The organism is Achromobacter sp. HZ34 (genome assembly GCF_002209485.1).
In the GTDB taxonomy this organism is placed as follows: Bacteria; Pseudomonadota; Gammaproteobacteria; order Burkholderiales; family Burkholderiaceae_B; genus Bordetella_C.
The window spans coordinates 209,664-234,349 of record NZ_NJIX01000005.1 but is presented as its reverse complement, the minus strand read 5'-3'; the positions used below and the strand labels follow the sequence as shown (position 1 = coordinate 234,349).

At 66.6% G+C, this 24,686-nt stretch carries 17 protein-coding genes and 2 pseudogenes; 12 read left to right on the top strand and 7 right to left on the bottom strand.

Annotation, left to right across the window (positions count from 1 at the left end; translation table 11 throughout):
* Nucleotides 1-16: 16 nt before the first annotated feature.
* From CEY05_RS20735 to CEY05_RS20710, 6 genes and pseudogenes are all read left to right on the top strand, one after another.
* Nucleotides 17-1,018: a tripartite tricarboxylate transporter substrate binding protein gene (locus tag CEY05_RS20735; RefSeq protein ID WP_088597435.1), complete on the top strand. Its 1,002-nt coding sequence runs from the start codon at nt 17-19 to the stop codon at nt 1,016-1,018.
* 71 nt (nt 1,019-1,089) lie between these two features.
* On the top strand, nt 1,090-2,244 hold the full coding sequence (locus CEY05_RS20730; protein ID WP_088597436.1) for a mandelate racemase/muconate lactonizing enzyme family protein: 1,155 nt from the start codon (nt 1,090-1,092) through the stop codon (nt 2,242-2,244).
* 150 nt (nt 2,245-2,394) lie between these two features.
* On the top strand, nt 2,395-3,120 hold the full coding sequence (locus CEY05_RS20725) for a DUF3348 domain-containing protein (protein WP_088597437.1): 726 nt from the start codon (nt 2,395-2,397) through the stop codon (nt 3,118-3,120).
* Nucleotides 3,121-3,132: 12 nt separating this feature from the next.
* On the top strand, nt 3,133-6,264 hold the full coding sequence (locus CEY05_RS20720; protein WP_088597438.1) for a DUF802 domain-containing protein: 3,132 nt from the start codon (nt 3,133-3,135) through the stop codon (nt 6,262-6,264).
* Nucleotides 6,261-6,899 (top strand): annotated as a pseudogene (locus tag CEY05_RS31780) (OmpA family protein); the annotation flags it as partial. The gene CEY05_RS20720 and the pseudogene CEY05_RS31780, both read left to right, overlap by 4 nt.
* A 380-nt stretch (nt 6,900-7,279) precedes the next feature.
* The gene (locus CEY05_RS20710; RefSeq protein WP_369825971.1) at nt 7,280-8,098 is read left to right on the top strand and encodes a DUF2894 domain-containing protein; all 819 of its coding nucleotides are present in this window, start codon (nt 7,280-7,282) and stop codon (nt 8,096-8,098) included.
* A 1-nt stretch (nt 8,099) separates the two neighbouring features.
* Here the strand turns inward: CEY05_RS20710 and CEY05_RS20705 are convergent, their stop codons facing one another.
* The gene (locus CEY05_RS20705) at nt 8,100-9,260 is read right to left on the bottom strand and encodes a hypothetical protein (RefSeq protein WP_143220544.1); all 1,161 of its coding nucleotides are present in this window, start codon (nt 9,258-9,260) and stop codon (nt 8,100-8,102) included.
* A gap of 187 nt (nt 9,261-9,447) precedes the next feature.
* Nucleotides 9,448-10,368, bottom strand: a complete 921-nt coding sequence (locus CEY05_RS20700; RefSeq protein ID WP_088597442.1) for a LysR family transcriptional regulator — start codon at nt 10,366-10,368, stop codon at nt 9,448-9,450.
* Between the two features lie 468 nt (nt 10,369-10,836).
* On the opposite strand from CEY05_RS20700, the gene CEY05_RS20695 reads away from it, so the two are divergent.
* Both CEY05_RS20695 and CEY05_RS20690 read left to right on the top strand, forming a co-directional pair.
* A complete protein-coding gene (locus CEY05_RS20695) occupies nt 10,837-12,960 on the top strand; it encodes a bifunctional diguanylate cyclase/phosphodiesterase (protein ID WP_088597443.1) in 2,124 nt (707 codons plus the stop codon).
* A gap of 74 nt (nt 12,961-13,034) precedes the next feature.
* Nucleotides 13,035-15,044: a DUF4139 domain-containing protein gene (locus tag CEY05_RS20690; protein ID WP_088597444.1), complete on the top strand. Its 2,010-nt coding sequence runs from the start codon at nt 13,035-13,037 to the stop codon at nt 15,042-15,044.
* A 225-nt stretch (nt 15,045-15,269) separates the two neighbouring features.
* On the opposite strand, the gene CEY05_RS31275 is transcribed toward CEY05_RS20690, so the two are convergent.
* From CEY05_RS31275 to CEY05_RS20680, 3 genes are all read right to left on the bottom strand, one after another.
* On the bottom strand, nt 15,270-15,431 hold the full coding sequence (locus tag CEY05_RS31275; RefSeq protein ID WP_158219369.1) for a hypothetical protein: 162 nt from the start codon (nt 15,429-15,431) through the stop codon (nt 15,270-15,272).
* A gap of 90 nt (nt 15,432-15,521) precedes the next feature.
* Complete coding sequence (locus CEY05_RS20685) at nt 15,522-16,196, bottom strand: hypothetical protein (protein WP_088597445.1); 675 nt, start codon at nt 16,194-16,196, stop codon at nt 15,522-15,524.
* Between the two features lie 603 nt (nt 16,197-16,799).
* On the bottom strand, nt 16,800-18,203 hold the full coding sequence (locus tag CEY05_RS20680) for a glycosyltransferase family 9 protein (RefSeq protein ID WP_158219368.1): 1,404 nt from the start codon (nt 18,201-18,203) through the stop codon (nt 16,800-16,802).
* Nucleotides 18,204-18,438: 235 nt separating this feature from the next.
* Here CEY05_RS20680 and CEY05_RS31775 point away from each other — a divergent pair.
* From CEY05_RS31775 to CEY05_RS20660, 4 genes and pseudogenes are all read left to right on the top strand, one after another.
* Nucleotides 18,439-18,675: pseudogene (locus tag CEY05_RS31775) on the top strand (TonB-dependent receptor plug domain-containing protein); the annotation flags it as partial.
* A gap of 383 nt (nt 18,676-19,058) precedes the next feature.
* Nucleotides 19,059-21,188, top strand: coding sequence for a TonB-dependent siderophore receptor (locus CEY05_RS20670; protein ID WP_369825978.1), 2,130 nt, complete (start codon nt 19,059-19,061; stop codon nt 21,186-21,188).
* Nucleotides 21,189-21,283: 95 nt separating this feature from the next.
* Nucleotides 21,284-22,189, top strand: coding sequence for an RNA polymerase sigma-70 factor (locus CEY05_RS20665; RefSeq protein WP_088597448.1), 906 nt, complete (start codon nt 21,284-21,286; stop codon nt 22,187-22,189).
* A 202-nt stretch (nt 22,190-22,391) separates the two neighbouring features.
* Nucleotides 22,392-23,429 (top strand): LysR family transcriptional regulator, encoded by a 1,038-nt coding sequence (locus CEY05_RS20660; RefSeq protein ID WP_088597449.1) that lies wholly within the window; start codon nt 22,392-22,394, stop codon nt 23,427-23,429.
* A gap of 152 nt (nt 23,430-23,581) precedes the next feature.
* Here CEY05_RS20660 and CEY05_RS20655 read toward each other — a convergent pair whose 3' ends face one another.
* Both CEY05_RS20655 and CEY05_RS20650 read right to left on the bottom strand, forming a co-directional pair.
* Nucleotides 23,582-24,076: an Ohr family peroxiredoxin gene (locus CEY05_RS20655; RefSeq protein WP_088597450.1), complete on the bottom strand. Its 495-nt coding sequence runs from the start codon at nt 24,074-24,076 to the stop codon at nt 23,582-23,584.
* 19 nt (nt 24,077-24,095) lie between these two features.
* The gene (locus CEY05_RS20650; RefSeq protein ID WP_088597451.1) at nt 24,096-24,575 is read right to left on the bottom strand and encodes a carboxymuconolactone decarboxylase family protein; all 480 of its coding nucleotides are present in this window, start codon (nt 24,573-24,575) and stop codon (nt 24,096-24,098) included.
* Between the last annotated feature and the right edge of the window lie 111 nt (nt 24,576-24,686).

Sequence of the window (24,686 nt, the reverse complement as noted above, 5' to 3'; positions counted from 1 at the left end):
CTGCGAGGAGACCCGCATGTCCTATTCCCCCAAAGCCGGCGCCCGCCGGCGGGTCGGCCGCGTCCTGGCCGGACTCAGTCTTGGTGTGCTGCTGGCCGGCACCGCAATGGTGTCAGCCGCCGCCGACTTTCCGGACAAACCCGTACGCCTGATGGTCGGCATGGCACCGGGCGGATCCAACGATACGGTCGCCCGCATGGTCGCCGCGGAATTGAGCAAGCGCTGGCCGCAGCCGGTCATCGTGGAGAACAAGCCGGGCGCCAACAGCACCATCGCCACGGGTGAGCTGAAGCGCGCCACGCCGGATGGCTACACGCTGATGCTGGTGATTTCGTCCCACGTCACCAATACGCTGCTGTATCCCAACCTCAGCTATACGCTGAGGGACTTCGCGCCGGTATCCCTGATCGCCGACACACCGTTCGTGCTGGTGGCCAATCCCAAGTTCGGCCCCGACAACGTGCACGACCTCATCGCCCTGGCCAAGACGCAGCAGAAGGGCATCGACTTCGGCACGCCGGGCCAGGGGTCGACCCAGCACATTTCGCTGGAACTGCTCGACCAGATGGCCGGCATCCGCATGAACCACATTCCCTACAAGGGCGGTGCGCCGGCGCAGACCGACGTCATCGGCGGACTGATTCCCCTGATTTTCGCCACGCCCACGCAAAGCCTGCCTTTCATCAAGGACCACAAGCTGAAGGCGCTGGGCGTGACGTCGGCCCAACGCCTGCCGCAGTTGCCCAATGTGCCCACGCTGGCCGAGTCCGGCGTGCCGGGCTACGAGGCCAATGTGTGGTTCGGCATCATCGCGCCGGCCGGCACGCCGCCGCAGACCATCGCCTTCCTGCACAGGGAAATCTCGCGCGTGCTGCAGGAACCCGGGGTGCGCCAGCGCCTGACCGAGTTGGGACTGACGCCGCTGGACGAGTCGCCGGTCCAGTTCCAGCAGTTGATCGATACGGAAAAGACCAAATGGACCAAGGTGATCCAGGACGCCAACATCAAGTTCGAGTGAGTTTTTCCTAAGCCGTACGCCGGCACCGGCCACATCGTGCCTGCCATAGCCACATCGGAGTTCCTTCCCTCATGCCCACCATTGAATCCGTTTCTGTCTGCATCGCCCGTGTTCCGCTGGACAAGCCAGTCACCTTTTCCACGCGCCAGGTCACGGCGCGCGAGTACTGCCTGGTGCGCGTGCGCAGCACCGATGGGCACGAGGGCCTGGGCTACTGCTATGCGGTCAACAGCGCCGGCCGCCTGCTATCGGTGGCGGTGACCGACCTGCTGGCGCCGCGCCTGGTCGGGCAGGAATCGTTGCGGGTGGAAGGCTTGTGGCGCGAGATGTACCAGGAAGCCCTGCTGCTAGGGCGCGCCGGGGGCGTGGTCCGCGCATTGTCGGCCATCGACATAGCGCTGTGGGACTTGAACGCGCGCAGTGCCGGCCTGCCGCTCTATCAATACCTGGGCGCCACGGTGGACGACCGCGTGCCCGCCTACGCCAGCGGCGGCTATTACCTGCCCGGCAAGACGCCCGACAAGCTGGCCGCGGAAATGGCAGGCCACGTCAAGGACGGCTTCCGCGCCGTCAAGATGAAGGTCGGACTGGAAAGCGTGGCGGGCGAACGCAAGCGCATCGCGGCGGTACGCGAGGCCATCGGCGCTGACGTACGCTTGATGCTGGACGCCAACAATGCCTGGCGCGACCTGCCCACCGCGCTGGAATACATGCGCGCCTTCGAGCCTTATCAGCCGTTCTGGATCGAAGAGCCGTTCTCGCCGGACGACATCGACAACCATGTGCGCCTGGCGCGCGCCACCCCCATCACCGTGGCGACCGGCGAAATCGAGGCCGGCCGTTGGCGTTTCAAGGACCTGCTGGCGCGCGACGCGACGACCCTGTTGCAGACGGACGCCACCGTGTGCGGCGGCATCACGGAGTTTCGCCGCATCGTCGCCACGGCCGACAGCCATGGCGTCACCGTGGCGCCGCATGCCTGGCACGACGTACACGCGCACCTGGTGGCCAGTTCGCCCAATTGCACCTATGTCGAATGGATGCCCGACGACCACATCGTCAACTTCCGCCGCCTGATCGACCGCCAGCTGCAAGCCCGCGATGGCCAGGTGTTGTTGCCTCGCGAGCCGGGCCTGGGCTTCAAGTTCGATCCCGCGGCGATCGAGAAGTACGGGGTGATCTACGCCGGCACGCAGGATCGGTGGCAGGTGGTTGGCGGCAAGTAAGCCTAGCGCCCGGTCATTCCTGCTCCAGGGTAACCATTGGTATCATCAAATAAACGCCAGGCCGCAGCCATCCAGGGTGATCCGCAGTACACAGGGTCCTGTTTCCCAAGGGCTTTACTGTAAACTGCGTCCTTTTTTGGCTCTGGTGCTATGGTGCAACAACCACGGCGCACAGGTCTCAGCGGCCCGGCGCTCATCCGCCTGCTCGCGCGTTTGACGGATATCGAAGCGACCCCGCCGGGGCAGTCGCCCACCGACCGGCTGGGTTCCTGGCAGGCCTGGACCGACGCGATTGCGCTGTCGGCGGCCCTGGATGGCGACCCGCCCGCGGTTCCGGCCAGCGCGCGCGGTGAGGATGGCGAAGAAGCGCGCGCCTGTGCTGACGTCCGCGCTTACCTGGAAAAGTCCATCGAGGGCGTCTTCGCGCCCCGCCGGCGCGCGTCGCCGACGGGACGGGGTGTCCAGGTGGAAGAGCCGACGGATTTTTCCATCTACCGCCAGCGCTATCTGACGCTGCAGCAGACCATGGAAAACGCCATCGGCAGCCTGCGCGTCCGTCTGCGTACGATGCTCGCCGCCAGCGCGGCCGACATGGCACGCCTGGCGGTGCTGGATGCCGTCATGGAACGGGTGCTGGGCGCACGCGAGCACAATCTGCTGGCGGGCGTACCGGGCTTGCTGGAAACGCGCTACCGTGACCTGCGCCAAAGAGAAGAGAGCGTGCTGGCCGAAGCGGAGGCCGCCCAGCGTCCAGCGCCAGTGCGCGCCGGCGCCTGGCTGGATGCTTTCCGCCGGGATCTGCGCGCCGTCATGCACGCCGAACTGGCGCTTCGTCTACAACCGGTCGATGGGCTGCTTTCCGCCTTTCGTACCTGATAACGGGACACTATGTCCAAATACCTGATCAATTTCGTTGTGTTCCTGGCCGGTCTGGCCGTTGTCGCCTGGGTTGGCGCGGGCTATGCCGGTACCAATACGCTGGCGCTGGTGGTCACTCTGCTGATCGGCGCCTTCTACCTGGCCGGCGTGTTTGAATTGCAGCGTTATCAGCGCGCGACCTCCACGCTGGCGCGCGGCATCGGCGACCTGGCCAGCCCGACGGCCGATTTCGGCGCGTGGCTGGACCGCCTGCATCCCAGCTTGCGCAACGCGGTGCGCCTGCGTGTCGAAGGCGAGCGTGTCGCGCTGCCCGGCCCGTCGATGGCACCTTACCTGGTGGGCCTGCTGGTGCTGCTGGGCATGCTGGGTACCTTCCTGGGTATGGTGGCGACGCTGCGCGGCACCGGCGGCGCGTTGGAAGCGGCTTCCGATTTGCAAGGAATACGGGCGTCGTTGGCGGCGCCGATCAAGGGCCTGGGTTTTGCCTTCGGCACGTCCGTGGCCGGCGTGGCGACCTCGGCGGCGCTGGGGCTGCTGGCGGCGCTGGCGCGGCGCGACCGCATCCTGGTGTCGCAGCAACTGGATACCCGCATCGCCCTGAATATGGGCGGCCATTCGCGCCAGCATCAGCGCGAGGAAGTGTTCCGCCTGATGCAGCGCCAGGCCGAATTGATGCCGGCGCTGGTCGACCGCCTGCAAGCGGTGGCGCAAGCCGTGGAGACCCAAAGCAGGACGCTTACTGAACGCCTGGCGGCGGATCACGCGGCGCTGAGCGCCAAATTGACGGGCAATCATGAAACGCTGACGGCCAGGCTGGTTGGCGATCACCAGGCTTTGAATGAACGGCTGGTCGGTGACAGCCAGGCCTTGAATGAACGGCTGGGTTCTGGCCAGGAAGCCCTGCAACAACGTCTTGGCGCAAGCCACGAAGCCCTGGCCACGCGCTTGGGCGGGGGGTTGGAAACGCTCAATACCCGCATCACCGGCGATTTCGAGGCCCTGAGCTCCAAGCTGGGCGCAGGCCTGGCGACGTTGAGCAACGACCTGGGCGGCAGCTTGACCACGCTGAGCAGCGACCTGGGTGCCGGCCTGACGACACTGAGCGCGGATCTGGGCGGCAGTGTCACGACGCTCACCACCACTTTGGGGGGCAATTTCGACAAGCTCAGCGAACGGGTCGGTGGCGGTCTGGACAGCCTGACGGAACGCGTGGGCGGACGCCTGGACGAATTGGGCCGCAGCACGGGCGCCAGCCTGGCGGACCTGGGCGGCAAGCTGGGCGACGGCTTCGACAGCTTGAATGCGCGTCTCGGCCAAGGACAGGAAGCGCTGCACGGCAGGTTGGCGGCTGGGCACGAGGCGCTCAACGCGCAACTCGGCAGCCGCCACGAAGCACTGCGTGTGGCCTTGATCGCCGGCCAGGCCGAATTGAACGATAAGCTCACCGGCAATCAGTCGGCGCTGGAAGAGAGGCTGGTTTCCAACCATGCCGCATTGGCTGGCAAGCTGGAAAGCGGTTATGGCACGTTGAGCGACAAGCTGGCGGCCAGCTTCGACGCACTGAACGGCACACTCACCGACGGCCAGCAAGCGCTGGCGCAACAGCTGACCACGGACCAGCAAGCCTTGTCGCAGCAGCTGACCACCGGCCAGCAGGTGCTGGCCGAGCGACTGGGCGCCGACCAGGAAGGCTTGCACCAACGCCTGGAGCAACATCAGCAGACCCTGGCCGAACGCCTTGCCGCCAGCCAGCAGGCCCTGCACGAGCGCTCCGCCACGGCCTACGAAGACCTGGCCGCCGCGGTTCAACACACCCTGCAGGAAAACATCGGCATCAGTGCCCGCATCGCCGGCGAGGCCATCCAGCCCGCCGTGCGGGCCACGCTGGACGGCCTGGCAAACGAAACCGCCACCTGGCGCGCTACCGTCACGGAATCGGTGCGTGAACAGCTGGCCGGCCTGGCCGTGCATTTTCAGACCACCACGGGCGACGTCGCCAAGGTGTGGACCGACGCGCTGGCACAGCACAAACAGGACAGCGAACAACTGGCCCAGGTACTCGGCGCCACGCTGGACCGCTACGCCGCCGCCTTCGAGGAACGCACCGAGCGCCTGCTGGGCGATGTCGCCCTGCATCTGGAAAGCGTGACCTCCGGCGTCACGCAGACGTGGCAAAGCGCCCTGGACAAGCAGGAGCAGTCCGGCGCCCAACGCGCTGAAGCGCTGCTGCAGACCCTGGCGCAGGACCAGGCGCAAGCCCGCGCCGAAGCCACGGCGCAGGAGCAGCAACGCCTGGAAGCCTGGCGCGAAACGCTGGCCGGCATGACCACCGAGCTGCAGGAGCAACTGGACAAGGTCGAGCGCCGTGCCGCGACTCGTGCGGAAGAAATCAGCGACACCCTGGCCCAGGCCGCGCGCGACATGACCGCGCAGGCCGAAGACCAGGCGCGCGACACCGTCGCCGAGATCGCCGGCCTGTTGCAGGCCGCCGCCGAAGCGCCGCGCGCCGCGGCCACCGTGATCGCCGAACTGCGCGACAACCTGTCGGCCAGCATGGAACGCGACAACGCGATGTTGGAAGAACGCGGCCGTCTGCTGGAAACCGTGGCCACGCTGCTGGACGCGGTCAACCATGCGGCCAACGAGCAGAGCGGTGCGGTCGACGCCCTGGTCACGCGTTCCGCCGAGTTGCTGCAGGAGATCGGCGTCAGCTTCACCACGCACGTGGAAAGCCAGACCCATGCGCTCACGGCGCATGTGGAACAGGAGACGGGCAAGCTCACGACCTACGTCGAACAGGAAACCGGCAAGCTGGCTGGGCATGTCGAAGCAGAGACGGGCAAGCTGGCCGGCATTGCCGCCCAGGTCACCGGCAGTGCCGCCGAGATCGGCAGCATGGGCGAGGCTTTCGGCGCCGCGGTGCAGCTGTTCGGGCAGGCCAACGGCGCCTTGGTGGAACAGTTGCAACGTATCGAAGCCGCGCTGGACAAGTCGCTGGCGCGCAGCGACGAACAGTTGGCTTACTACGTGGCGCAGGCGCGCGAGGTGGTCGATCTGAGCCTGATGTCGCAGAAGCAGATCATCGATGACCTGCAACAGCTTGCGGTCGCGCGGGCGGATAACGGTACCGAGGCGGCATGAGCGACGACATCGACGCCGGCGTCGAAGCTGCCGCGCCGACCTGGGCCGTTTTCGGCGACCTGATGTCGGTGCTGCTGGGCTCGTTCGTGCTGGTGCTGCTGGGGGTGATCGGCATGCAGCTGGACCTGAGCAGCAAGCTGCAGGAAGAGGTCAAGCAGCGGCAGGAGGAAACGCAGCGCCGCGAGACCTTGGAGGAAGCGCTGGCGGTGCCGTTGGCGCAGGGGCGCATCACGCTGGTCAATGGCCGCATCGGCATCAGCGGCAATGTGCTGTTCGCGCTGAACTCCGATCAGTTGCAGCCGGAAGGGCGCGAAGTGTTGCAGAGTCTGGTGCTGCCGTTGACGCGTTATCTGCAGAATCATGCGGAGATCCTGATGGTCAGCGGCTTCACGGACAATCAGCAGATTCATGAGGGCAACCGGCGCTTTGCCGACAACCTGGATTTGTCGGCGCAACGGGCGTTGACGGTCACGCGCGCCCTGATCGAGGCGGGCGTGCCACGCACGGTCATCTTTGCCGCGGCTTTCGGCGCGGAGCAGCCCGTGGCGTCCAACGACGACGAGGAAGGCCGGGCCAAGAACCGCCGCGTGGAGATCGCGCCGATTCCGCGGCAGACGGCGGATGGCAAGCCTGCCCAGGATGGCGATGCAGGCCCCACCCCCAGCCCCGCCGCGTCTACGGCAACACCTGGAGTGGCAGTGGCGCCCGCCGCCCCCGCCGCCCCCGCCGCTACGGCTGCTGCGCCTGCAGCAGCGCCTGCGTCTGCGACGGCGCCTGCGACGGCGTCTGCGCCTGCAGCTGCCCCCACAACGACGCCGGCAACTGCGACAGCCCCCGCAACGACGCCTGCAACCGCAGCGACTGCGGCAACCGCTGCAGCCACGGCGGCCGCCGCGTCGGCCGGCAAAACCGGCGGCTCGTCGGTGGCATCGAAGCATAAGTCCGGCCGTAATGTGCCCGCGACGAAGACGCATAAATCGCACGCGGCTGCCTCGCACCGATGAGTGACGCAGAGATGACGCCCGACGTACAGCTCGCCGCCTGGCGTGAACAGGGGTGGGAGCGTCTGGATCCGGTCACCTTCATTTTCATGGAAGCCTTGGCGCGGCGGACGGCGCTGCAGGAAGGCGAGGCGCGGCAACGGCTGGATGCCCGCATGGCGGGGCTGATCAAGGATTACGCGGCGCGTATCGAAAAAGCAGGCAACGCCGTGGCGTGCGATGGCGGCACTACATCGGCCGGTGGCGCTGCGGCCGGCGCTACAGCCGCCGGGGCGCCCGGTGCTCTCGGTGCTCCAGCCGCTTCCTCCGATGCCGCCGCGGGCGCAGCCACGGCCCCGGCTACGACCCTGACCGCGCTGAGCAAGGAACTCGCCGAGAACGCGGCGAAGCATAAGGCCGCCTTGCCCTGGACCGCGCACTATCCTGAGCTACCCTTGCTGGACGAATTCCAGCAGCTATGGTCCCGGGTGAGTGTCTCCATGCGCGTGCAGGAGTCGCAGTTCCAGGTGCCGGACAATGCCGGCCCGCTGAATTCCAGTCACCTCGTGCACCGCTCGCTGGCCCTGATGCGCGAACTGGCGCCCGGGTATCTGCAGCACTTCCTGGCTTACGTCGATGTGCTGTCGTGGCTGGAACCCATGGTGGTCCCCGCGCTGCCGCAACGTGACGCAGCCAGGGCGGCGGCCGGCAAATCCGCCGCTAAATCCGCCGCTAAATCCGCCGCCAAACCCGCTACCAACGCCGCTACCAAGGCTGCCAGCGGCGCCCGCAAGACCGCTCGCAAGTCCACGCGCGCCAAGCCTGCCGACAAAGAACCCGCGGAAAAAGAGTAAGTCAGCGCATGCCGTCCGGCGCCGGACATTGCACCGCCGGTGGCTTGGCCTCTTCGCCTTCGACTATCAACTCGGGATAGCGAAAGACGCCTATCGATTCGCTGTTGACCACGGCCAGGACCGCGGCGTCCGGCGTTTGCAGCACCGACTGGTCGAAACGGATGTCCGCATGGCCATCACGCCGCGCGGGTGTGCCGCTCCACGGTGAAAATACCCATGCGTCAGGGTGCTTGTCGCGCCAGCTACGCGGTGCCGAGCGGACGCGCGTGCCGGCCGTGTAGTGCATCTCGCCAAGCACCAGATCGCACGGCAGTCTCCCGCTCGGCAGCTCGAAGTAACGCCGCTCGCCGTCCAGACGGATCAGGGGATCCAGCAGCGCCAGCCCGGCTATCCGTAGCACCGTGCCTTGCGGTGGCTCGACTTCCCAGCGGTCCGCGTCGGTAAACCCATCGACATAACGATTCCCGCTGCTCGCGCGCAGATCGCTGCCCGCAGGCAAGGCAATATCCGCCGCAACGTGGCCGGGCGGCAACGCAAGGTCCGTTGCGCCGACGCCGCGCGCAGCGGGATCCTTCCCACCGCGAACAGGCATGGCTACCGTATTGCCCTGCGCCAGCACACAGTGCGCCATCCTCACCAGCGTCCCGTCGCGTGCGGTATCGAACGTCACGCCGCGCGCCGCGTCGCAGCGCCAGCCGTCCACCTGCTGCACGCCTGCACCGGTCACCGCCATCGTCGTCGGATAGCTCACCGAGATGTCGTAGCTCTCTTGATCGTATTCGTCGGTGATCTCCCGCTTGACCCGCGTGGCCAGGACGCCGCCTATCAGGACGGGATACGCGAACTCGGCCTGGGTAAAGGTCTCGGGCTTGCCTGCGACGCTCAGCGTCAGCCGCGTTCCCGCCGGCATGTCGACGGGGCCGATACGTGCCGCCTGCGCCAGCGTCATCCGGCGCGCTGCCGCTTCCCTGGCGTTGTCCTGGTCGATACTCCACATGGCGTAAAGGAAGGACGCCGAGGGGAAACTGAGCAGCACCACCAGCAGCAAGCCCACGCCCTGTTTGATGGGCGCCGCACGCATTGCCGCCCGGCATCGCTTGCTCACTGCCAACATGGCCAGCCAGCAGACCAGGCCTGCCAGGCCGCAAAACGAGGCGGCCATCAAAAAGAGAAATCCGGCGGAAGGAAACGCGACAGGAATCATGCGCGCCATCATAGCCGCCGCGCCGCCACGAGTGGCAGCCGGCGCCATGGCTGGCCCCCCGGCATCGGCATAGGCCAGGCCTGCCGCAACGGCCGTAGTCGCAGCCGCAGCCGCCGCAGCCGCCGCCGAAGCAGTCGCGACCGAGTCAGGCCGGGACAGGAACCGGCGCCAAAGCCCGCACGGCCGGCTTCAGCCGGGACCGCAGCAGGTCCATGAAAGCCCCGGCGGCCAGGGAGTCGGTGGCATCGCGGCGCCTGGCCAGGCAGATGTCGCGTTCGTTGATGGGCAGGTCCAGCGGTACCGCCCGCAAACCGGCCAGGCGGAACTGGTACAGCGCCAAGGTTGGCGCCACCGTCACGCCCAGGCCGGCGGCGATGAACCCCGCCGCGGTGGACAGGCTGTTGACCTGGTGCGCACGCCGCCATTGGCGCGGATAGATGGCCGCATCCAGGTGCTGGCGTATGCTGCTGTTGCTCTCGAACCCGATCAGGGGCAAGTCCACCACATCGCCCAGGTTCACCTTGCGCCGCGTGGCCAGCGCATGGTCTTCGCGGCAGATCAGGTAAAAGGTGTCGCGCGCCAGGACTTCGATGTCCAGGTCCACGCTGGGCGATACCGCGGCGCACAGGGCGAAGTCCACCTGGCGGTTGCGCACCATGTCCAGGCACACCGTGCTGGCGACGTCCTGCACCTGCACCGATATGCCAGGGTAGCGTTCGCTGTAGCCGGCGATCAGCGCCGGCAGGATGCCCGCGCAGATCGAGGGCAGGGCGGCCATGGCTACCTTGCCCTTGCGCCGCTCCACGTGGTCGCGCATCTCCGCCAGCGCGCGTTCGGTTTCCGGCAGCAGATGCGTGACGATGTGCTGGAAGACTTCACCCTCCGTGGTCAGCTCGACGTTACGCGTGTTGCGGGAAAAGAGCTTCACGCCCAGATCGCTTTCCAGATTGGCGATCAGCGCGCTGAAGGCACTCTGCGTCAGGCAGCAGTGCTCCGCGGCGCGGGTGAAATTGCGCAGGTCGGCAAGCGCGGCGAACGCCCGCATATGCCGCAAGGAAAGATTCATGGCCCTGTCTCCTGGGTACCCGGCCGATTCTTGTGAGGCCGTTGCAGGGTCTATCTTATGGGTTGCGGCCCGGGGCCGCCCAAGCGGCCAGCGCCGGCGCGGGCAGGGCAATCATCCATGCGTTCCGCCCCATGCGAACGCGGCCCGGCGCGCCGCCCCGTGACGCAGGTCAAATCCCTGCAATAGAAGCGAAATAAAGTGAAATCCCGGTGAAATGCGCGCATTTTTCATAAAAAAGGTGAAAAAGTGCGCTTGTTAAATGCATCCATATAGGTACAAAACTCGTATAGTCCGCCCGGGGGGCAAGGACGCCCCGCACCGGCTTGCAGCGATCACCATCGCGCCACCCGGCCAGGCGCCCTCGCGCCACGGCGCGTCGCCCTCCCCAATCCGCCTGCGGCCAGATCCTTCGGCACCCGCGCGTCCACGGAATTTCCCCAGCGCCCGCGCCTTTTGCATTCTCAGTCCATGTCCATTGAAAATCCCGACATCATGTACCGCCGCCTGATCGAAGGCGTGGTCGACTACGCCATCTATATGCTCGATACAGAGGGCAATGTGGTGAACTGGAACGCGGGGGCGCAGCGGGCCAAGGGCTACAGCGCGGCGGAAATCGTCGGGCGCAATTTCGCCTGTTTCTACACGCAAGCCGACCAGGACCGTGGGCTGCCCCAACGCGGCCTGGCCACGGCGCGGGAGCAGGGCCAGTTCGAATCGGAAGGCTGGCGCGTGCGCAAGGACGGCAGCCTGTTCTGGGCCAATGTGGTGATCGATGCCATCCATGACGACCAGGGCGAGTTCCTGGGTTACACCAAGATCACGCGCGACATCACCGAAAGGCGCGAACGCGACCGGCAACTGGTGCAGGCCAAGGTCCTGGCCGAACACTACAGCGCCGAGATGCGATCGCTGTCGACCTTCCTGGAGGCCGTGATCGCGCATATCCCGTCCACGGTGCTGGTCATGGATGCGTTGTCGCGCAACATCCTGCTGGTCAACCGCCAGGCCGAGACCCTGCTCGGCCACTCGCGTGCACAGATGGTCGGCCGCACGGCCCAGGACTGCCTGCCGGCACCCATCGCCGCCACCGTGGAACGCCTGACCGACGAGGCTTTGCGTGTCGACGGCGTCAAGCGCGACGAAGAGGAATGGCAGACCGCGCGCGGCAGCCGCATCCTGCGCCTGGACACCCTGGTGTTCCACGGTGCCGATCCCCGTTCCCGCTATGTGCTGCTGATCGCCAACGACGTCACCGACGAGAACGCCGCCCATGCCAAGGTGCGCTACATGGCGCATCACGACACGCTGACCGGCATGCCCAACCGGCGCCTGTTCCGCGAACAGCTGCTGCAGGCCCTGCCGACGCAGGGACGGCATCGCAAGACGGCCGTCCTGTGCCTGGACCTCGACAACTTCAAAGGCGTGAACGATACACTGGGCCACCAGATCGGCGACGAGTTGCTGCGCATGCTGGCCAAGCGCCTGCCCAAGGCGCTGCGCGAAGAGGACACCATGGCACGCCTGGGCGGTGACGAGTTCGCCGTTGTGCTGCCCGGCATCGAGCACGATGACGACGTGCGGGTGGTGGCCGAACGCCTGATCGAAGTGGTGCGGCCCCCGTTTGTCATCGACGGCCATACGGTCAGCGTGGGCGTCAGCATCGGCATCGCGGTGGCCGGCGCGGAAGACATCTCGGCCGATCACCTGCTGCGTTACGCGGACATGGCGCTGTACGAGGCCAAGCGCAATGGCCGCAACCAGCTGGCCTACTTCCGCCCCGAAATGGAAGAGGCGGCGCGCAAACGCCGCGAGCTGGAGATGGACTTGCGCGAGGCCATCATGACGCGCCAGCTGGAACTCTATTACCAGCCGATCACCGACGCTACGCACGTGACCATCACCGGCCGCGAGGCGCTGATGCGCTGGACCCATCCGGAGAAGGGCGTCATCATGCCCAGCGAGTTCATCCACATCGCCGAGGAAACGGGCCTGATCCACGAACTGGGCAGCTTTGCCCTGCACGAAGCCTGCCGCGAAGCCACCTCCTGGGCGGATCACGAGACCGTCGCCGTCAATCTGTCGCCCAGCCAGTTCACCAACGGCGCGCTGGTTTCCCTGGTGGCGTCGGCGCTGCAGGAGTCGGGCTTGCCCGCGCATCGCCTGGAGGTGGAGATCACCGAGTCCGTGCTGCTGGCCAATTCGGCCGCCAACATCGCCATCCTGAACGCGCTCAAGCAGATGGGCGTGAAGGTGGCGCTGGACGATTTCGGTACCGGGTATTCGTCGCTGGGCTATCTGCGCACTTTCGAGTTCGACAAGATCAAGATCGACAAGTCCTTCACACAGGACATCGCCACCAATCGCGAGGCGCTGGCCATCATCCGTGCCATCAACGGGATAGGGCGCAGCCTGGACATTCCCACCACGGCGGAAGGCGTGGAGACGAATACGCAGCTGGCAAGGCTGACCGAGGAAGGCTGCTCGCACTTCCAGGGCTATCTGCTGGGGCGGCCCGTGGCGCATCAACGCCGGCCTGCGCCGGGTGCCGATGGCGGCACGCTGCCGCCCCAGGGCTTTGGTAATCTTTTGTAGCCGTTGACGCCAGCGCTCAGGAGGGGATTTCCGCTACAGTCAGGCTCCATTTTCGCTACCTAGGACTTTTGCCCATGCCCTCCGCAGCGTTGTCTCCGCTGGCTATAGCTCTGTTTCTGGTCCCCGCCGCGCCCTTGCTGGCGCAAACCGCCGTGGCTCCCATCGATCGGATCACCTTGTCATCCGGGGGCGTGGCGCAAGTGCACCGACAGGTGCAGGTGGATGGCGATGGCGTGGTGCGCATCAGCGTCCCGGCCGCGCAGATCGATGATGTGCTGAAGAGCCTGCTGGTGCGCGACCCCAAGGGTGCCCTGGAGTCCGTCACGCTGGACGGCCCCGCGCCGGTGGACGAAGCCTTCGCCCAACTGCCTTTCGATGCCGGGTTGCTGGGCGCCTTGCCCGACCTGCTGAAACAGATGCCCGGTACGCGGGTGCGCGCCACGTCGGGCGGTCGCACCATCGAGGGCGCCGTCCTGGGTACCCAGACGGTGGACGGCAAGCAGGGCGACACGACCCTGCCGCAAAGCACGCTGTCGGTGCTGACGGCTGAACGCCGCATCGATACCCTGCGCCTGGGCGCGGACACTTCCGTCGAAGTGCTGGACGACGGTATGCGCGAGCGTTTCGCCAGCGCGGTGGCGGCGCTGGGCCGGGCAGGCGCCGAACGCTATCGTAACGTCGCCATCGCCGTGAAGGGCAGCGGCGCGCGCCAGCTGGGACTGGAATACGTCAGCGCCGCGCCGGTATGGAAGCCGGCGTTCCGGCTGGTGCTGGACAAGGCGGGCAAGGCCAGGCTGCAAGGCTGGGCCGTGCTGGAAAACGCCACGGGCGAAGACTGGAACAACGTCGACCTGACCCTGACCTCCGGCGCGCCGGTGACCCTGTCGCAGAAGCTGTACGACCGTTATTGGCGCGAACGGCCCGATCTGCCCGTGGTGGCAGGCGCGGCCGACCGGCCCCGTACCGATGAAGCCGCGGCGGAAGATGCGGCGCCCAGGGCGTACTCCATGGAGCGCGCCAAGATGGCGCGCCCGGCTCCGCCCCCGGCGCCCGCTGCCGCCATGGCCCCCGCGCCGCTGGCGGAACCCGCCGGCGGATTCGCGCCGATAGCAGGTGCCGCGGAGGGGCCGGTGGCGCAGGAGAACCTGGTCAGCGTCAGCTTCCATCTGTCGCATCCGGTCAGCCTGCCGCGCGGGCAGACCTTGTCCATGCCTTTCGTCGATGCCGAAGTGCCGGCTGAACGCCTGGCCGTCTATCAACCTGAATCGGGCAGCCGCTATCCGGTCTCGGCGGTGATGCTGAAGAACGCCAGCGGTGCGTCGCTGCCGACCGGCATTCTTACGGTGTATGACGCCGACACCGGTTTCGTCGGCGATGCGCAACTGCCCGCGCTGCCGGTGAGCGAACAGCGCCTGGCCAGCTTCGCCGCCGACCGCAAGGTGGAGATCTCGTCGGAGATGAAGCCGGAGCAGCGCACGGTGAAGATCTCGGTCAGCCAGGGCATGCTGCGCTCGGAAAACCTGGCGCGCCGTGTCACCACCTACTCCATCAAGGGCGCACCGGATGCGCCGCGCACGGTGATCATCGAGCACCCGCGGTTGGCGGGCTGGACCACCAAGTCGGAGCAACTGGATTCCACCACGCCAACGCACCAGCGCCTGCGCGTGCAGGTGGCGGCGGGAGCGACCGCCAAGGTGGAAGTGGTCGACGAGCGGCCGGGCGCGGCGACGTATGCGTTGGCCGACGCCAATGCGCAAGCCTTGCTGGCCTGGTCCAATGCGCCGGCGGATCCGGCATTGGCGGCGAAGCTGAAGCAGTTGGCGCAGGCGCGCGCCAAGGTGGCCGAGGCCGAACAGTCGCTGGAGGAAATCGACCGCAAGCTGGCGGCGCAAAACGACAACCAGGGACGCTTGCGCGAGAACCTGGGCGCGGTGCCGCCTGACAGCGAATTGGGCCGCCGTTATCTGCAGATGATGACGGATTCGGAAAACACGATAGGCACGCTGGCCGGTAGACGTGACAAGATCAGCGATGGCGTGGACAAGCTGCGCAAGTCCTACGCAGAGGAATTGGCGAAGTTGTAAGGGACAGCTTGGCCTGCGCGGACAGCGCTGCTTTGAAGGGACAGCGCTGCTTCAAAGGGCTGTCCTGCAAGGAACCGTCTATAGACAGCCCTGCCGTTCGGCGCCGGCCTTCCTGGCCAGCGCCGAACGGCGGTGCTGCGTTGCGGCGCGCGCGGTGGAGTTATGTTCTGCACGTGCGCCGGCTTCGTCGCCTCTCCCGAGTCCGGGTACTCGATCAGGTACTGTTTACTTGCTGGGGCTATTGGGGCCAGTATGGCCGCCCAGCTGCGATAGCCCAGCCGGCGGCGTAGCGCCGCCCGCCGCTGCGGCGGGTGCGCCGTCGTTGGACTTGTTGCAGGCCGTCAGGGCCAGCGCCATCAGCGATGCTACGAACAGGCTCTTGATCATTTCGTTCTCCTCGATGATTCCGCGCTCAGCGGGTCGGTGCTCATCAAGCAAACCCTGTGCCGCTGCCTGACGGCTGGCTGTATGAAGGATTTACGCCTGTTGCGTCCGTCCCCGTCGCGGAAAGAAGCAGACCTGTAATGACAGGGTGCGGTCCGCTGCATCGGCATCGGCATCGGCATCATCGTCAACGTCAGCGGCGTGGCCTTTCGTTGCACACCAGAAGGCGGGCGTGTCCTGCGCCAGGTACGAGCGGCCACGGCCGAGATCCAGCGTCTCTATGTGCCGGCTGCCGCCCTCCTGGCGGATGCCGTAGACAAGGCGAGGCATCGGTAGTGCTGGCGTCGATGCCGCTGCCGGTCCAGGCCCTGTCAGTTGGCGGCCTGGTTCGATCGAGCCGCGCAGGGCACCGGCTTGCCCCAACACCAGGCAAGGCGCGCCGCCGTCGGTATGGCGCCTGATGTCGTCGATGACATCTTCATACGGCGCATGGGTGTAGACCTTTTTCTCGACTGTGCGGCCGGCGTTGTGCGCCAGCGCTTGGAGCATGTCCAGGGTGTCCTTGCAGATGTCTCCGCTTGCCGCCTGCGTACCCGTAGCAGCGTGATCCCGCTGTCGCCAACAGGATGTGGTCTCGTGGGCCCGCATGTGTTCGCTCAACGATGCCCGCGGCAGATCCGCGTACAGCGCCAGGTACCAGGCCAGCAGCAGCAGGCGCGGGTGACGGTCGACGGGCAGCGCCTTGTCGACGGCCTTCCACTGCCACATCCGGTCCTGCGCCTTGGCGGGTGGTGCCGGTCGTACTTGCGCTTGCCCTTGCCCCTGCTGCCGTACTTGCTGGCTTATTTGCCGCGGCGATGAGCGCGTGCCAGGACACCCGGCTGGCGCCGTATTGCGCCGGCGCGTCGCGTGCCTGGCGGTGTATAGCAGCTTCAGTTCATTCTGGAAGGGAAAGGAAAACGAAAAGCGGCGCTTGTCTGCCCGCCCTGTCGAAGCGTGGGAAGGCGCCGGTTTCGCATCCGCGCGTGGCGATGCGAGCAGGGAGGTCAGGGATGGCAGGGAATTCAGGGAAGGCAGCGAGGGAAGATAGGGGCTCAGCCAGGTCATGTATTGGTGCGCTGTAAAAGAGGCGGCCTGGAGGCCACGAAGCCTTTCGTCGCCGAACCATGCCATCCGGTTCCGGATGGCATGGCGCGATGAGCCCCTCGTCCCTGCCGCGGTCCCCGCTGCCGTCCCCGCTGATGTACTGGCGCGGCGTCGTCAGGCCCGCGTCGCTGCTGGCCGCGCCGGTATGTCCGCCCTGCATGGCCGCCCTACATGGCCGCCGCTCGCGGTCCGCCTTCCGCGGTCTGGCTTCCGTCTATGGCGCGTTCAACTCCCGCGCATCAGATCCCGTGCAACTGCTTCCACCACGCCGCTCCAGTCGCAGGGCCGCGCCTGCCGGTACAGGCGCAGGCTCGGATACCAGGGGCTGTCGGCGCGTCCCAGCATCCAGCGCCAATCGGGCGCATAAGGCAGCAGCACCGAGACCGGCACCCCCATGGCGCCGGCCAGATGAGCGACCGACGTGTCGACGCAGACCACATGATCCAGGCCCGCCATGACGGCGGCCGTCTCGGCGTAATCGGTGAGCAGGCCACCCACGTCCAGCAGGGGCGCGCGGGCGCGGTACTGCTGCACCTGATCCCGCGCGGGGCCCACCTGCAGGCTGACCAGCGTGGTGTCCGGCAAGGCCGCCAGCGGCGCCAATTGCGCCAGCGTCAGCGAGCGGCGGGCATCGTTGTCGTGTTCGGGACGGCCGGCCCATGCCACGCCGACGCGGCGGCGCGGCGCGGCCGGTGCCGCCTGATCCAGTCGCGCGCGCCACCAGGCGGCGCGCGCGGCGTCGGCCTGGATGTAAGGGATGCGCAGCGGAATCGGCCCCGCGCCCGCGGCGAAAATGCGTGGCAGGCTGGTCAGCGGGATATGGCAATCGACGTGGCCCATGTCCTGCCAATGGGAGAAATAGCGGGGCAGGGGCGACTGCTGCCGCACTAGCGGCAGCACCGGTGGACTGGCGGCGATCACCAGCTTGGGGCAGTGCGCCAGCAAGTGCTCTATGTAGCGGCAGAACTGCATGACGTCGCCATAGCCCTGGTCGCAGATGACCAGCAGGGTGCGGTCCGGCAGCGGTTGGCCGTCCCAGACCGGCAGCGCGCGGCCCGGCGGCAGCAGCGGCTTGACGTGGGGCATGGCGTAGCGCCACTCGTATTCCTGCCAGCCCTCCGGGAACTGGGCGGTCAGCAGCAGGGCTTCGGACAATTCGAAGTGGGCCTGGGCGAAGCGCGGCTCCAGCGCGATGGCGCGGCGCAAATGGGCAATGGCCTCGTTCATCCGCAGCGTTTCGGCGTAGGCCATGCCCAGGTGGTAATGGTTGGCCGCGCGTGCCGGATCCAGTTCCACCGCATGGCGGCCCTGCGCCACGGCGTCGTCCATGTGGCCGGCGCGGCGCAGCAGTTCGCACAGATTGCTGCGAGCGACGCTGTCGCGCGGATGCAGGTCGACGGCGCGCTGGGCATAAGGCAGTGACTGCGCGCTCAGGCCGCAGCGGCTGAAGGCCGCGACGAGCTCGTTGCAGGTGGCGGTGTCGGTCGGTGCGATGGCGGCGAACGCGTGCAGCATGGGGCCGGCGGCCGCGCCGTTGCCGGCGTCGACATACGCTTGCACCGCGCGCCAGGCTTGCGCGGGCGTGGTGGGAGCGGCGGTCGAGGTGGAGGGGGCGGGCGATGTCGTCATGGTCGCAACGTCGAGCGGCAACGTTGAAAGAGCAATGTCTGCGGGCAACGGTTGGGGAGCAACGCGGGCGTGTAACGCCACCTGCCAGTGCGAGGGCGATGGTACCATCCGCAGCCGGGGGAACACTTGGGGGTACCGTGGTACGCCACGTCCGGGCATGCGCGCAGCGCCAGGCCAGCCGGCCGCTATTCGCGATTCATACGATGCTGTCCGCCCTCGCGGGCAGCGCCTGCACAGCGGCGCCCTGGGCCAACGCAGCGTGCTGGACACACCCTTCTCAAACACCGTGGTCACCGCCACCGACCTGCGCGACCGGCAGGCCAGGAAACTGGGCGACGTGTTCGCGCTGGATGCGGCCGTGACCGACAACAGCGCCGCCTATGGCGTCTGGGGCAGCTACCTGACCGTGCGCGGTTTGCCAGTCGACTGGCAAAACGGCTATCGCATCGACGGCAATCCCTTCATCAGCTATTTCAAGTTCTGACGCAGTCCCTGACGCTCGCTACGCGATCCACGGCCCACGGCCAAGTTCGCTGCCGGCCGTACGCCTACGGATGCCTCCAAATCATTGGACAGCCCTGGCACCGCGCGCGGCGCGGCGCCAGAAAACACGGCTGTGGCCACGTGCCCCGCCCATCGTATTCGCGGGCCTCCACGATTCTTTCATTTTCCTTTAAGTAAGCAAATCAGTATCATTCGCAAGTGAGATTGAATCTCAAACGCAAATAACAGAGATTTTCCGGGAGGTTTTCCGTGGCACGCCACGTCCAGTCACGCGTTCAGCGCCGGGCCAACAGGCCTTTTTTTTCGTCCCGTCCGCTGTCGGCGGCCACCGCCATATTCGGGCTGGCGTGCCTGCCGCCCACCGCGGCCCATGCCCAGGCCGTGGTCCCCGCTGCAGGCCAGGCGCAGCCGTCATCGACCTCAAGCCAGCCGCAGCCGGCAGCATCTGCCAGCACCCAGGCCACGTTGCCCGCGGTCAGCGTCACCGGCAGCGCCATCGACACGAGCGTCGTGAATGTCGATGCGCCGGTCAACAGCGGCGCGCTGGGCCAGCGCAGCGTGCTGGAAACGCCGTTTTCCAGCACGGTGGTGAGCGCGCAGGATCTCAGCGAACGGCAGGTCAACAAGCTGGGCGACGTCTTCGCCCTGGACGCCTCGGTGACGGACAACAGCGCGTCCTATGGCGCGTGGTCCAGCTACCTGTCCGTGCGCGGGCTGCCGCTGGACTGGCAGAACTCGTATCGCATCGATGGCAAGCCCTTCATCAGCTACGTCACGCTGCTGCCCTATGAGCATTTCGAGCAGATCGATCTGCTCAAGGGCGCTACGGCTTTCATGTACGGCTTCGGCTCTCCCGGCGGCCTAATCAACTACGTCACCAAGAAGCCCACCGACGAGACCTTGCGCAGTCTCAGCGTCGGTTATGTGTCCAAGGGCTTGCTGCAGCAGCACGTCGACCTGGGTGGCCGCGTGGGCGACAGCGGTGCCATTGGCTACCGCCTGAACGCCACCCACGAGAACGGCAATACGTACAACGATGGCCGCCTGAACCGCAACTCCCTGTCGCTGGCGCTGGATGCGCGCCTGACCGACCGCCTGACCTGGGACTTCCAGACCCTGGTACAGAATCGCGATGTGCATAACCAGGAACCGACCATCTATGCCGGACAACTGAGCGGCAACCGTTTGCCCCGGGCCGTGCGCAATGACGACCAGACCTTGAACTCCAAGGGCCAGTACGCCGACAACGAGTTCCGCTACTACTCGACCGGCCTGAAGTACGCCTTGAATACGGACTGGACCTTCAGCAGCAATTACAGCTACAGCTCGACGCGCACGCGCCGCAATGAATCGGTGCTGTTCCTGCGCAACCAGGCGGGCGACTACGACAACTATCTGTCGGATTACGGCGAAGCCTATGCGTACAACCAGTGGCAAAGCATGGTGGAAGGGCGCCTGCGCACCGGGCCGGTGAATCACCAGGTGGTGCTGGGCGCGTCGTGGTCCAAGCAGAAGAACGACTACAGCGTGGACGGCGTCTATTTCCCGGCGGGCACCGGCAACCTGTTCCGCCAGAACACCAATGCCTATTACAGCGACGGCGGGCTGGACCTGTATCGCGCGGCGGAGATCACGCAGAAGTCGCTGTTCGCCAGCGACACCATGGACCTGGGCGGTCCGTGGTCGCTGCTGGCCGGCGTACGCTATACGGACTACAGCCAGCGCGGATTCACACCGACGGGCGAGGAATCGTCCAGCTACAAGAAGAACGGCGTGCCCGCGCCCACCTTTGCCCTGATGTACAAGTTCTCGCCGCGCACCATGGCCTATGCCAGCTATATGGAAGCGCTGGAGCCGGGGTCATCGGTCGGCATCACCTATGCGAACTACGGCGCGCTGCTCGATCCCCTGAAGAGCAAGCAGTATGAAGTGGGCATCAAGACCGGCCAGGAAGACTGGGCCGCCACGGCCGCGGTGTTCCGCATCGAGAAGAAGGCGGAATACACCAATGCCAACAACGAACTGGTGCAGAACGGCGAATCGCTGTACCAGGGCGTGGAGCTGGCCGGTTCCCGGCGCCTGGGCCGCGACTGGACCCTGGGCGGCAGCCTGATGCTCCTGGACACGGAATACCGCAAGGGTTCGGACTACATCGGCAATCGGGTGGCCGGCGCACCGCGTTGGACCGCCGCCGCGCAGATCGCCTACGCCGTACCCAGCGTGCCGGGGTTGAAGCTGCGCGCCGACGCCAAGTACACGGGCTCGGCCATGCTGGGGGCATCCAATGACGTGAAGGTCGACGACTACACCATCTTCAATATCGGTGCGACCTACGACACCCGCATCTCCGGCTATGACACCACCTTCCGTGCCGGCATCAACAACGTGGCCAACAAGCGCTACTGGCTGTACCAGTCGGCGGACTACGTCAAGGCGGGCGATCCACGTACCTTCAGCCTGAGCGCCAGCATCAAGTTCTGACGGACGAGCCGGCGCCGCTTGTAAGCAGGCGCCGGCAATGCGATCATTCGCCCGGGCGGGAAGCGCTGCCGCCAGCGCATATCGAGCCGGCGACCATGAACCATAACGACGACATCTACACGCGCGCGCGCCCGCGGCTGCACGGCATCGCCTATCGCATGCTGGGCAGCGTCGCCGAGGCGGAAGACGTGGTGCAGGATGCCTGGCTGCGCTGGCACGCAGCGGACCAGGCGTCGCTGGAAAACGCCGAGGCCTGGCTGGTCACCGTGACCACGCGCCTGGCCATCGACCGGCTGCGTGCGGCCAGGCAGCAGCGCGAGCAGTACTTCGGCTTCTGGCTGCCCGAGCCCCTTCTCACCGAAGCGCCGCCAACCCCGGAGGAAATGCACGTCTTTGCCGATGACATTTCCGTGGCCTTCCTCAACGTGCTGGAGCGCCTGGCGCCTGAAGCACGCGCGGCGTTCCTGATGCATGACGTGTTCGAGGCGGACTACGCCGAAGTGGCGCGCATCCTCGACAAGACGGAAGAAGCCTGCCGCCAGCTGGTGGCCCGCGCACGGGTACAGGTGCGCGAAGGGCGCACCCGCTACGTGGTTACCCGCGAGACGCATAGCCGCGTGGTCAGCGCTTTTGCCCACGCCATGCAGCAGGGCGACCTGGCCGGGCTTACCGCCTTGCTGGCCGAGGACGCCCGCCTGGTGGGCGACGGCGGCGGCAAGGTGCCCAGTTTCCCCAAACCCATGGTGGGCGGCGATCGCATCGCCCACCTGTTCTTCGCGGCATACCGCCGGCTGGGCCCGGGGCCGGCCGGGCTGCGCGTGGAAACCGTGGAATTGAACGGCCAGCTGGCTTTGTTGCGGTTCATGGAAGGCCAGCTGGAGTCGGCACAGTCTTACGAAACCGATGGCGCGCGCATCGTCGCGGTGCAGGTGCAACGCAATCCGGACAAGCTGGCGCGCCTGCTCGATGCGCTGGCGGCCGCCGGCAAGTCGTTCGAGTAAGTCGGTTCCGGAGGTCGGGTCGGAAGATCGTTTCGGAAGATCGTTTTCGGATGATCGGCCAGCAAGTCGGTTCGAAAGGTCGGTTCAATAGGCGGCCGGGTAAAGTGTTTCAATAAGAAACATGTTTTTCAGGCCGGTCTTGTCACAGCGGCCTGCCTTCGCCCGTCTAGCAAGCATGGAAAAAACCATACACGTCTCCGCCATGCCTACCTCTATTGCATCTCCTGCGTCCACCAAGTCCCCGGCGCCCCCGCGGCCGCCCGGCGCCGTCACGCCTGCCGGTCCTGCCGGCGCGGGGCCGAGCGATAGCGACACGCTGGCTGCCAGTTTCGCCACCTCCTATGCCGGCGTGGTGGCCTTCCTGGCCGTCGCCGACGCGGGCAGTTTCGCCAAGGCGGGCGACCGGCTGGGCATCGGCCGGTCGGCGGTCAGCCGGGCGGTGCAGAAACTGGAAGCCCAGCTCGACGCCCGCCTGTTCCTGCGCACGACGCGCAGCACGGCCCTGACCCCGGAGGGCGAACGCTTCTACGCCAACAGCCGGCCTGGCGTGGACCGCATCATGCAGGCGCTGGACGATATGCGGGATCTGCGGGAAGGGCCGCCGCAAGGGCATCTGCGCATTTGTTCCGCCGTCGGTTTCGGCCGCAAGGTGGTGGCACCGCTGATCGCCGCCTTCCAGGACACCTATCCGGCCATCACGATCGACCTGGTCCTGGACGACAGCGCCACGGACTTCACCACCGACCGTGTCGACATCGCCTTCCGCGATGGGCGCATGGAAGATAGCCAGGTGATCGCGCGCCAGCTGATTCCCATGCAGATGCTGCTGTGCGCCACGCCTGCCTATCTGCAGGCGCATGGCGCGCCGGGGGCCGTCGATGACCTGGACGTGCAGCGCTGCATCAATCTGCGTTTGGCGTCGGGCCGCGTCTACGACTGGGAGTTCAAGGTGGACGGCCATGCCCGCAAGTATTCGCCGCAGGCGGCCTGCACCTTCAACGATCTGGACCTGTTGCGGCAAGCCGTGCTCGATGGCCGTGGCCTGGCGCAGATGCCTTGCTACCAGGTCTGCGACGACCTGCGCGCGGGGCGCCTGGTGAGCGTCTTGGGGCAGCATATGCCGGACGACCGGGGGCATTACCTGTGTTATCTGAGCCGCAAGCATCTGCCGGCGCGGATGCGGGTGTTCATCGACTTCATGACCCACCACATCAGGCAGCAGGACTTGTTCCAGCCCTGACCCACCAGCGCCAGCAGTTTCCTTGAAATAGCCATGGCCGAGGGCCACGCTCCGCCCCGGCCCACGCCCGCACATAATTCCGTGCCGCAGCAAAGCTGCGGCGCGGAATAAGGGCGGTCGGGGTGCTGCTTCAATCATCAGGCCCCCAATCCTTACGTTCTCAGGGCGACGATGCTCGTCATGCCCTGGCGGGTCAGCTTGGCGTAGGGGCAGAAGCGTTCGGTGCTGCGGACCAGTTCGCCCGCGGTCTGGGCATCGATCCCCGGCAGGCGGATTTCGACATCCGCGCGCAAGGAGTACAGCCCATCGACCGGATCGCGGCCGAATGAGACCGACACCGACACCGTGGCATCGGGCACGGACACGCCTGCGCGGGTGGCCAGCAGCGTCAACGCGCCATGGAAACAGGCGGCATAACCAGCCGCGAACAGCTGTTCCGGATTGGTGCCGCCACCCGGCCCGCCCAACTCCGGCGGCAGGCGCAGCGCCAGGTCCAGGTTCCCGTCCGCGGACCGCACCACGCCGGACGCGCGCCCATGTCCCGCCTCGCCACCGCTGGCCGTGACCGTGGTGGTATAGAGCGGATGGAAGTCATCGCCGTAGTATTTGTCCAGCAGCGAAAGGGGAGGGGGTTGCAGCGGCGTCATGATTGTGTGGGGCAGTCAATCAACTCAGGTTAGCCTTGTCCAGCCCGAACAACTTGTCGGCCGAACCGGGCACGGCCTGGAAACCGACGCCCAGGCGATTCCACGCGTTGATGGTGGCGATGACCCAGGTCAGCTCGGTCAGTTCCTTGTCGTCGAACTGCGCGCGCGCTTCTTCATAGAGGGCGTCGGACACGGGGTGGCCGTCCAGGCGGGTCAGCGCCTCGGTCCAGGCCAGGGCGGCGCGCTCGCGGGCGTCGAACAGGGGGGACTCGCGCCAGACCGGCAGATGGTACAGGCGCAGCTCGCGTTCACCGTGGATCTTTGCTTCCTTGCTATGCATGTCCAGGCAGAAACCGCAGCCGTTCAATTGCGAAGCGCGGATCTGCACCAGGTCGTGCAAGGTCTTGCCCAGGCTGGAGTCGGCCAGCAAGGTGCTGAATTGAGCGAATTTCTTGAACAGTTCCGGAGCTTGCTGGGGATAGTTCAGGCGTTGCGTCATGACGGTGTCCTTGTTCGGATAACGGCGTTCAGGTGGTCGAGGGGTGCGGCGCAGAGGGCGTCGCTTGCTACACATCGTAGGCGGACTGCACCGGCCCCGGAAGCCGGCTGC